Raw genomic sequence first — 9,829 nt, forward strand, 5'->3', positions numbered from 1 at the left:
CCTCTTTTGCTTATTTCTTATTAAGATTTCTCTATTATTTCGTCTTATTTTTCCCAAATATAATCCATCCTACAAGTCCCAGCACCAGCAGACTCACAATCATCCACACGGTCAGCACAACCGGTCCCTTCGGGCTGAACATATCATAATATCCTTTCAGATAAATCACAACTACAATCGCCGGAATCACATACAGCATGTATTTCTGTACGTTTGCAGGGAATTTCAGCCCTTCTCCGGTATCCGCCTCTTTAATAAAGCGCTTCCAGCCCCAGCCATATTTGGACACGCAGAACATTACAAATACTACAGAACCCAGTGGAAGAATATTATTGGATACAATGAAATCTTCCAGATCCATGATGTTCGTTCCTGCTCCAAGCGGCTGTATTCCTGACAAAATGTTGAAGCCAAATACTGCCGGCAGAGAAAGAAGGATCATTGCCACCATGTTGACTATAACAGCTTTTCCACGGCTCCAGCCTTTTCTGTCCATTGAATAGGATATAATATTTTCAAAGACCGCAATTACAGTAGACAGGGAGGCAAAGGACATAAACAGGAAAAACAGAGCTCCCCAGATTTTCCCTCCTGTCATCTGGTTAAATACATTAGGCAATGTAATAAATACAAGTCCCGGGCCTGCTCCTGGCTCCACACCAAATGCGAAGCATGCCGGAATAATGATCAATCCTGCCATCAATGCGACAAAGGTATCCAGAATCGTAATATGCAGAGATTCTCCCAGAAGGGATCTATCCTTTCCAAGATAGCTTCCGAAAATCGTCATAGAGCCTGCACCAATACTTAATGTAAAAAATGCCTGCGACAGTGCCCCAAAGATCACATTTCCGATTCCGATCTCGGCCATAGCGGCAAAATCCGGCACCAGGTAAAATTTCACTCCCTCCATCGCTCCGTCAAGCGTAAGCGAATGAACCGCAAGCACTACGATCAGCGCCAGAAGACATATCATCATTACTTTTGTGATTTTCTCCAGGCCACGCTGCACTCCCAAAGAGCACACTCCGAAGGATAAAACAACTACAATGATCATCCATAAAGTCATTGTACCAGCTGAATCCTGAAGTCCTGTAAAATAGTCTGCCACCTGTGCAGAATCTTTCCCGTCCAGTTTGCCGGCTGCCATTGCATAACAGTAGTAAAGCATCCATCCTGCAACCATGGTGTAGAACATCATCAGCACATAGTTGGAAACCATGCTCATGTAGCTGAAATTATGGAAGTTGGCGCCCTCCGGTTCCAGGTCGTGAAATGCCCTTGCCGTGCTTTTACGGCTTGCACGTCCTACTGCGAATTCACATACCAGTACTGGCAATCCCAACAAAACCAGAAATATCAGGTAAATCAGAATAAATGCCGCTCCACCATATTTTCCCGCCATATACGGAAACTTCCACACGTTTCCAAGTCCAATGGCGCATCCTGCAGAGACCAGGATAAATCCCAGCCGTGATCCAAAGGTTTCTCGTTCTTTCAAATCGTCCCCCTTGTTTTCTTTTTCATTTTATAGTGCCTGGCAGCTGCACCTTCCAGGCTTTGTTTTTGTTGGAAAGTAATAAAAAGGACCGGTTATATCCAGCCCTTTTTCATATTTTTCCTGATATCTTATTGTAACGCGCCCACACTTTTATGTCAACGCTTTTATGTGATGGAAATTTGACGTTTTAAAGTCGAAAATAAATCATTGGTGATAATTTACGATTTTTTCGCAGTAACAGAGACCAATGTATTGGTGTCCGCAAACTTTTATACATAAAAAGAACAGTCTCACCTTAAACACCATTTTCCAGGCAAAACTGTCCTCTTTCATTATTCCTTAACTTTTCACACTAAGTCTCACCAGCGCCCTCTGCAGCTTGGCTTCTACGATCTTGTATTCCTTATCGGAAAGTCCACCCTGGGCCAGCTTTTCCTGGGCACGCTCTTTGGCTTTTCCAGCGCGGTCGGCGTCGATGTCCTCCTGCCATTCCCAGGTGGTTGCAAGAAGACTGCAATTGCCATCCATTACGGTGAGCATGCCGCCGATGCAGGCTGCACTGCGGCTGGTGCCATTCTCCAGTATCACATGGGCCTCGCCCATTCCAAGAGCGGTACAGAAGTTGCAGTGTCCTGCCAGGATTGCCAGATCACCGGTAATGCTGCGGCACACAATGCGCTGCACCTCTCCCTCAAAAAGCAGGCCGTCGGGGGTACCGATTCTAAGGGGAAATGTCCTCATAGGCAGCCTCCTTTACTGATTCTGGTTATTTTTTGCTTTCTCAAATACATCGTCAATAGTTCCGGCAAACAGGAAGCAGCTCTCTGGAATACTGTCGCACTCGCCATCCAGGATCATCTTAAATCCACGGAGAGTCTCTTTCAGCGGAACGTACTGTCCCGGCATACCTGTAAACTGCTCTGCTACAGAGAAGCTCTGTGACAGGAATCGCTGCACCTTACGCGCGCGGCTTACTGTCAGCTTATCCTCTTCTGAAAGCTCATCCATACCCATAATTGCAATAATATCCTGCAGTTCTTTATAACGCTGCAGAACTCTCTGTACTGCACGTGCAATCTCATAATGCTCCTGTCCAACTACCTCCGGGGAAAGGATACGGCTGGTGGAATCAAGCGGATCCACTGCCGGATAAATACCCTGGCTGGCGATCTCACGGGAAAGTACGGTGGTCGCATCCAGATGGGTAAATGTAGTAGCCGGAGCCGGGTCTGTAAGGTCATCGGCAGGTACATAAACAGCCTGTACAGATGTGATGGAACCCTTTCTGGTAGAAGTGATACGCTCCTGAAGGGCACCCATCTCAGTAGCCAGAGTTGGCTGATAACCTACAGCGGAAGGCATACGTCCAAGAAGTGCGGAAACCTCTGAGCCAGCCTGTGTAAAACGGAAAATATTATCAATGAAAAGAAGCACGTCCTGATTCTTCACATCACGGAAATACTCTGCCATAGTCAGTCCGGAAAGACCAACTCGCATACGTGCTCCCGGCGGCTCGTTCATCTGACCATAAACCAGTGCAGTTTTGTCGATAACGCCGCTTTCCTTCATTTCATTGTAAAGGTCATTACCCTCACGGGTACGCTCTCCAACACCTGTAAATACGGAAAGTCCGCCGTGTGCTGTGGCAACATTGTGGATCAGCTCCATAATAAGAACTGTTTTGCCAACACCAGCACCTCCGAACAGACCGATCTTACCACCTTTTGCATAAGGGCAGATCAGGTCAACAACCTTGATACCGGTCTCCAGGATCTCAGTTGCCGGCATCTGCTCCTCATAGGATGGTGCCGGACGGTGGATTGCCCAGTGCTCTTTCGTCTCTGGTGCCGGAAGATTATCTACCGGATCACCAAGAAGATTAAATACTCGTCCAAGGCACTCTTCTCCAACTGGAACCTTGATGGGTTCACCAGTATCTACAGCCTTGGTTCCTCTTACCAGACCATCGGTGGAATTCATGGCGATACAGCGTACCGTATTATCCCCGATCTGCTGAGCAACCTCTGCTGTGAGCTTTGTGCCTTCATGATCAATTTCGATGGCATTGAGAAGTGCCGGCAGCTCGTCATGCCCGAACCGGATATCCAGTACCGGACCGATTACCTGCACCACCTCGCCAATGTGTTTTTCGCTCATTTAGCAGTCTCCTTATAACATACTATGCGATGGGTCATACACCCTCCGCACCTCCAACAATCTCTGTGATCTCCTGCGTGATGCTTGCCTGACGTGCCCGGTTGTAATGCAGATTCAGCTTCTCGATCATTTCCTCGGCATTGTTGGTCGCAGCCTCCATGGCGGTACGTCTTGCAGCCAGCTCACTGGCTACGCTCTCGCAAACCGCACCATAGATCAAACCAGCCAGATACTCCGGAACGATGGCATCAAATACTTCCGACGCATCCGGCTCATACAGAATCAGATTCCGGATGCTCTTTGTATCCTGTTTATCTGTCAGGTCCTTCAGAGGCAGCACCGGTATCGCCGATGGCTGCTGGGAAAGCACGGAAACAAACTTTGTGTAACAAAGATCAATGTGTCCAAATTCTCCCTTCTTAAATTCCCCGCAGAGCAGATTCGCCATCTCAAAGCAGTCTGCAACAGAAACATCGGCAATTTCACCAAAGCTTTCTGTAACACAGGCAAATCCATTTCGCTTCGAATACTCCACAGCCTTTTTCCCAATGGGAAGAACCAGGAAATCCTGATTCAAAGAGGCTGCTTCCAGACATTTAAACAAGTTGGTGTTATATCCGCCAGCCAGACCACGGTCTCCGGCGATCAGCACATAGCAGCGCTTCTCATTCCCGGATTCTCTGGCATATACAGAGGAAAAATCTGTATTCCCCCGGGCAATATCCACAAGGGTCTGATGCATGGTCTCAAAATAAGGCCGGCAGACTTCCGCCCTTTCTTTTGCTTTACGCAGTTTGGAGGATGCTACAAGTTCCATTGCCTTGGTAATCTGCATAGTGCTCTGCACACTTTTGATCCGCAGCTTTACCGCTTTCATGTTTGCAGCCATAAAAAGTCCTCCTTGTCACAATTTATTTCTCAGGTCTTGTATTTACAAAATTCTCAGTATACTGTTCCAATGCGCCCTTCAGCTTCTCTTCTGTCTCCGCAGATAATGCACCTGTGGAACGGATTTCCTGCATTGCAGCAGCACCCTGTGCATCACTGTCAATCCAGGTATAAAGACCAGCTTCATAGGTTCTTACATCCTCTGTAGCAACCCTGGAAAGGATTCCCTTGGTTACTGCATAAAGGATAGCTACCTGCTTCTCAACTGGAACCGGCGCATTCTGGTTCTGCTTCAGAACCTCCACAATACGGGCTCCCTGCTCCAGTCTGGCCTTGGTATCTGCATCCAGATCAGATCCAAACTGAGCAAAGCTCTGCAGCTCTCGATACTGGGAATAAATCAGCTTCAAAGTACCGGCAACCTTCTTCATTGCCTTGATCTGTGCATTTCCACCAACTCGTGATACGGAAATACCAGGGTTTACAGCCGGCATAACACCGGAATGGAACAGCTCTGTCTCCAGGAAAATCTGTCCGTCTGTGATGGAAATAACGTTAGTGGGAATATATGCGGAAACGTCTCCTGCCTGTGTCTCGATGATCGGAAGTGCAGTCAGGGAACCGCCGCCGTGTGCCTCATCCAGTCTTGCGGCACGCTCCAGAAGTCTGGAATGGAGATAGAAAACATCTCCAGGATATGCCTCACGTCCCGGTGGACGACGGATCAGCAGGGAAAGTGCACGATAAGCAACCGCATGCTTACTTAAATCATCGTAAATGATAAGTACATCTTTTCCCTTATACATAAAATATTCACCCATTGCACATCCGGAATACGGTGCAATGTACTGCAGCGGGCTGGCTTCTGAAGCAGTAGCCGCTACAACGATGGTATAATCCATAGCGCCATTTCTTGTAAGAGTCTCAACCAGGGAAGATACGGTGGAACGCTTCTGACCAATTGCAACATAGATACAGATCACGTCCTTCCCCTTCTGATTGATAATAGTATCTGCTGCCAGAGTGGTCTTACCAGTCTGACGGTCACCGATGATCAGCTCACGCTGACCTCTTCCAATGGGAACCATGGAGTCAATTGCCTTAATACCGGTCTGCAGAGGCTGGTTAACGCCCTGTCTCTCGCAGATACCTGGTGCCGGGCTCTCAATCGCCCTGTATTCACTTGTCACTACAGGTCCTGCACCGTCAATAGGCTGTCCAAGGGCATTTACAACTCGCCCGATCATAGCCTCACCAACCGGAACGGATACCACCTTTCCGGTGCGCTTTACGGTCTGACCTTCGCCAATACCGGAATCATCCCCAAATAAAACGATAGAAACACTGTTTTCTTCCAGGTTCTGCGCCATTCCGAAGCTTCCGTCCTCAAACTCAAGAAGCTCTCCTGCCATACAGTTGATAAGACCGCTGGCTCTTGCAATACCATCACCAACCATAAGAACCGTACCGGTCTCATTCTGTTTGATAGCGTTATCGTAGTATTTGATCTGACTGCGGATGACTTTTGAAATTTCTTCAGGTTTAAGCTGCATTTTCTCTATCCATCCTTATACTATAAGCTCGTTTAATTTCCTGGAAAGATCATCCAGACGGCTCTTTACTGTACCGTCCAGCTGTCTGCCCTCCAGTTCCACTTTAAGACCTGCAAGCACTGTAGGATCTGTCTTCTGGGTCAGGGTAACGGTCTTACCGCTTATCTTCTCCAGCTTGTCCTTAAGCGCTGCCATCTGCTCATCTGTCAGTGCAACCGCGCTGGTCACCACTGCAGTGGCAATGTTATGGTCCACATTGTACCGCCGTGTAAATTCCTCACAGCATCCGGAATACTCTCCCAGGATTCCGCGCTCACACAGCAGTTTCAGAAAATTCACCAGATACCGTTCTGCTTCTGTTCCAAATGCAGTATCAAGAAGTTTTGTCCTCTCTTCCTTCGGGATCGAAGGCTCTGACAACAATTTCACATAATCGGGATTCTCCCGGAAAAGCTGCCGGATTGTCTGCATCTGCTCCAGCACAGTGTCGGTAAGCTGTTCTTCAGCAGCAAGATCATACATGCTGCTGCCATATAATCTGGCAATCTGCGTCATGATGCCTCACCTACATTCGAAATAAACTCGTCGATCAGTTTCGCGTGATCCTCTTCTTTGATCTCACGCTCGATCACCTTGCCGGCAATCTCCATTGCCATGCCGCCGATCTCATTCTTCACCTCATTGACAGCTTTTCGTTTCTCCTGTGCAATGTCGCTCTCAGCCTTCTCTTTCATAGCACGGGCTTCCTGGGCTGCACTTTTCAGGATCTCCTCACTCTGGAGGGAAGCTGTCCTCTGTGCCTCTGTGACAATATCACTGGCCTTTGCTTTGGCCTGCTGCATATTCTGTTCATACTCTGTCTTCATGGCAAGAGCTTCTTCCTTCGCCTTTGTAGCATCCTGGATTTCGGCATCTGCCATTGATCTTCTCTTCTGAAGCATTTCATTGACAGGCTTAAACAAAAATCTTTTTATCAGATACATTTGAAGAAAAAGATTGCAGATCTGTGCGATAAACGTCCACGGCACAATTCCTACAAGTTCCTGTACCTGCATGTTCTAACCTCCTGTTGTAACTGCTACCATTCATACCGTTCCAGTATCTTACCAGTATAGAAACCAGCTGCTTTGGTGCCGTCTCTATGGAGCTTCCATAACAGCGGTCTGTGAATGGTAACGCCTGTGATACTTGTCCTTAATTATCCAAGGAACTTCATGAAGGTACCAGGTGCAACAAAGATCAGAAGCAGACCGGTTACGAAACCGTAAATACCTGTAGTCTCTGCGATCGCACAACCAAGAAGCATGGTAGAGGTTACATCACCTTTACACTCTGGCTGACGTCCGATTGCTTCCAGAGCTTTTGCAACTGCGTTACCTTCTCCAATACCAGGTCCGATACCTGCGATCAGTGCAAGACCAGCACCAATTGCACAACCAGCCAGTGCGATACCTTTTGCCAATACTGTAAAATCCATAATCAAATCCTCCTGTTATTTATGATTTCTCTTGTTAAAAATTCAATTTATCCGAAAACTGCAAAATATTTTCTGCATTTTCCGATTTTCTGCCCACTTCGTGAACATCCGCCTTCTTTACGCTATTCTTCTGCTGCATTTGCTATATACATAACAGTCAGCATACAGAAAATAAATGCCTGCATGATTCCGGAAAACCAGTCAAAATAAACTGACATAATTGCCGGAATACCAACGTCCAGGAATGGGATCTTCGACAAAACATCTCCCACAATACCCGGAATCAATCCAAACAGTTTGGAGCTTGCCAGCGCCAGCGCTGCATAGATCAAACCATTGATAACTACACCGGAAAGAATATTTCCAAAATGACGGCACGCCATACTGATCGGTGTGGCGATCTCAGAAAGAATATTAAATGGTGTCATAATAGGGATCGGAGTTGTAAATCCCTTCATATATCCACCGAAACCATTTGTCTTGATCTTCTGTGCCGTGATCATGGTAAATACAACAACTGCCCATGCAGCTTCTGTGGAAAGATCTGCTGTAGGGCTTCGCAGTCCTACAAGGCTGATCAGGTTGGATACCACACTGGTGGCAAAAAGCGCCGCCACAAAAGGAATCATATAGCTGAATTTCTCACCCATATTTCCGATGACGAACTTATTTGCTGTCTCCACCAGAAGTTCAGCCACAGCCTGTCTCCTGGATATTTTCTCCACTTTCAGATCATGTGTCAGCCAGATACAAAGTCCTGTGATCAACAGCATAACCAGCCAGCTTACAACCAGAGTCTCCGTGATCTGGAATTTCCCCAGGATGGGAATCTCGAACGGAAACGTATAGAATATCCTGCCACCGGTTATTTCGATATCCATGTACTCTCACCTCCTGTCATTATAAATTTGTAACTGTTCCGTACCACATCTGTCACACACTTCGCGGAGCAGTACCTGCTGAATAGTTACATAAAATTGTATATATCATTATGCGGCCTTCCTCCCCCCAATGATTCCAACTGTCTTGATCACAATGTTTGGAAAAAGCAATGGTAAGATTCCGGCTACAAACTGAAAACAGGGAACCGCAATCGCCAGAACGCCCCAGATAAGCTGAAGCATCATTCTCTGACTATAGCTGGCCTTCATCTTCGCTGCAGCCTGTTTATCGTCCTCCATGGAAACTATCTTCTGAACGGTCAGTCCCATAAGGAAAAAGTTCAGTACTGCCACCATCCCGCCGATAAATCCGGCGAGAAGCACTGTATAATCAAACGGAATCTGCTCCGGCACTGCCAGATGTCCGATTCCAAATACAGCCCACATCAGGACTACGCATACAAATGTACCAATCGCCACCTTCTTCGTCTCTTTCCTCACTGCCGGCTGCACATCTGCAAACATTTTGCTCATACAAATCTCCCTTCTGAAACGTGTTTGAAAAAGGTTTTCTGCAAAATGTACGTCACACTTTGCAGGAATGATTCCTCAAACACACTCTAATGATGTCTGTTAAATGAAACTTTATTCTTCTTTTTCTCTTTCTTCTGATGTCCGGTTACGGACAGGTAAAGCTTATAGGCTACTGTAAAGGAGCCTCCCAGTCCGAAAAAAAAGCCAGGAATAAAAATCCATTCTCCTATTCCCAGGCTGGTACTCATCCACCAGCAGATCAGCAGGCACAGAAGCAGAGGAGTGATAAAGGATAAACTAAATTGACTAAGCAAAGTCATATTCTTGATAATATCTCCCCATTTTTTCATAAAAGCCTCCTGTCGCAAGTCTCATTTTATAGACAGATTTTAACACAATTCAGTGTGGATAGCAACTTTTTTTGTGCATATTATTTAAAAATTGGCTTCTATTTTATTGCATATCGTCAATTTTTTCACACTTCAAAAAGTAATTACATGCTACCAAATTCTTGTTATTTTGTCGTTATACAATTGTTAAACATTGACTAAAATTCAGACACTGCAGGTAGTATTGTCTAGAATGTGTTTGAAACAGGCTCTAGAGCGTGTTTGAAAAAGGCTTTCTGCAAGATGTACTTCACAATTTGTGGGAGATTTGTCCGATTGAGGGCGGCGTAGCGGGCTACGTCGACTGAAAGAGGGCAAAATATACCGCAAAGTGGGGCGTGCAGATTGCGGGAATGATTTTTGAAACACGCTCTAGAGCGTGTTTGAAAAATAAAAGTTGCACAAAACATATATTCGTTTACCCTTTTTCATGTTAAAATAAAGAAAAA

General features: G+C 46.3%; 12 protein-coding genes and 2 pseudogenes. 1 reads left to right on the plus strand and 13 read right to left on the minus strand.

The window, feature by feature from the left end; all coding sequences use genetic code 11:
• Nucleotides 1-34: 34 nt before the first annotated feature.
• The 13 genes and pseudogenes from AB5170_RS19695 to AB5170_RS19755 form a co-directional block, all read right to left on the minus strand.
• Nucleotides 35-1,501: a sodium-dependent transporter gene (locus AB5170_RS19695; protein ID WP_173770104.1), complete on the minus strand. Its 1,467-nt coding sequence runs from the start codon at nt 1,499-1,501 to the stop codon at nt 35-37.
• Nucleotides 1,502-1,840: 339 nt separating this feature from the next.
• A complete protein-coding gene (atpC, locus tag AB5170_RS19700) occupies nt 1,841-2,242 on the minus strand; it encodes an ATP synthase F1 subunit epsilon (RefSeq protein ID WP_148461014.1) in 402 nt (133 codons plus the stop codon).
• A 12-nt stretch (nt 2,243-2,254) separates the two neighbouring features.
• Nucleotides 2,255-3,658 (minus strand): F0F1 ATP synthase subunit beta, encoded by a 1,404-nt coding sequence (gene atpD / locus AB5170_RS19705; protein WP_148461013.1) that lies wholly within the window; start codon nt 3,656-3,658, stop codon nt 2,255-2,257.
• Nucleotides 3,659-3,692: 34 nt separating this feature from the next.
• Nucleotides 3,693-4,547, minus strand: coding sequence for an ATP synthase F1 subunit gamma (atpG, locus tag AB5170_RS19710; protein ID WP_195380087.1), 855 nt, complete (start codon nt 4,545-4,547; stop codon nt 3,693-3,695).
• Nucleotides 4,548-4,569: 22 nt separating this feature from the next.
• Nucleotides 4,570-6,099, minus strand: coding sequence for a F0F1 ATP synthase subunit alpha (gene atpA / locus AB5170_RS19715; RefSeq protein ID WP_118582131.1), 1,530 nt, complete (start codon nt 6,097-6,099; stop codon nt 4,570-4,572).
• Between the two features lie 15 nt (nt 6,100-6,114).
• Entirely contained in the window at nt 6,115-6,654 is a 540-nt protein-coding gene (gene atpH, locus AB5170_RS19720; protein WP_118582128.1) for an ATP synthase F1 subunit delta, read from the minus strand.
• Complete coding sequence (gene atpF / locus AB5170_RS19725; RefSeq protein WP_195380086.1) at nt 6,651-7,154, minus strand: F0F1 ATP synthase subunit B; 504 nt, start codon at nt 7,152-7,154, stop codon at nt 6,651-6,653. The genes atpH and atpF overlap by 4 nt, the downstream gene beginning before the upstream one ends.
• A 143-nt stretch (nt 7,155-7,297) precedes the next feature.
• Nucleotides 7,298-7,576 carry an ATP synthase F0 subunit C gene (gene atpE / locus AB5170_RS19730; protein WP_179962564.1) on the minus strand — a complete coding sequence of 93 codons (279 nt, stop codon included), beginning with the start codon at nt 7,574-7,576 and terminating at the stop codon, nt 7,298-7,300.
• A gap of 122 nt (nt 7,577-7,698) precedes the next feature.
• Nucleotides 7,699-8,457, minus strand: coding sequence for a F0F1 ATP synthase subunit A (locus tag AB5170_RS19735; protein WP_118582122.1), 759 nt, complete (start codon nt 8,455-8,457; stop codon nt 7,699-7,701).
• A gap of 108 nt (nt 8,458-8,565) precedes the next feature.
• On the minus strand, nt 8,566-8,991 hold the full coding sequence (locus tag AB5170_RS19740) for an ATP synthase subunit I (RefSeq protein WP_118582119.1): 426 nt from the start codon (nt 8,989-8,991) through the stop codon (nt 8,566-8,568).
• Between the two features lie 6 nt (nt 8,992-8,997).
• Nucleotides 8,998-9,063: pseudogene (locus AB5170_RS19745) on the minus strand (DUF6783 domain-containing protein); the annotation flags it as partial.
• Between the two features lie 14 nt (nt 9,064-9,077).
• Complete coding sequence (locus AB5170_RS19750; RefSeq protein ID WP_118582116.1) at nt 9,078-9,341, minus strand: AtpZ/AtpI family protein; 264 nt, start codon at nt 9,339-9,341, stop codon at nt 9,078-9,080.
• A 204-nt stretch (nt 9,342-9,545) separates the two neighbouring features.
• Nucleotides 9,546-9,724 (minus strand): annotated as a pseudogene (locus AB5170_RS19755) (DUF6783 domain-containing protein).
• On the opposite strand from AB5170_RS19755, the gene AB5170_RS19760 reads away from it, so the two are divergent.
• On the plus strand, nt 9,719-9,817 hold the full coding sequence (locus AB5170_RS19760) for a hypothetical protein (RefSeq protein ID WP_368361365.1): 99 nt from the start codon (nt 9,719-9,721) through the stop codon (nt 9,815-9,817). The pseudogene AB5170_RS19755 and the gene AB5170_RS19760 sit on opposite strands and share 6 nt — an antisense overlap.
• The last annotated feature ends 12 nt before the right edge of the window (nt 9,818-9,829 follow it).

Origin of the sequence: Ruminococcus sp. RTP21484sp1_RTP21281st1_A8_RTP21281_210402 (assembly GCF_040914025.1) — a bacterium.
GTDB classification, from domain to species: domain Bacteria; phylum Bacillota; class Clostridia; order Lachnospirales; family Lachnospiraceae; genus Blautia_A; species Blautia_A faecis.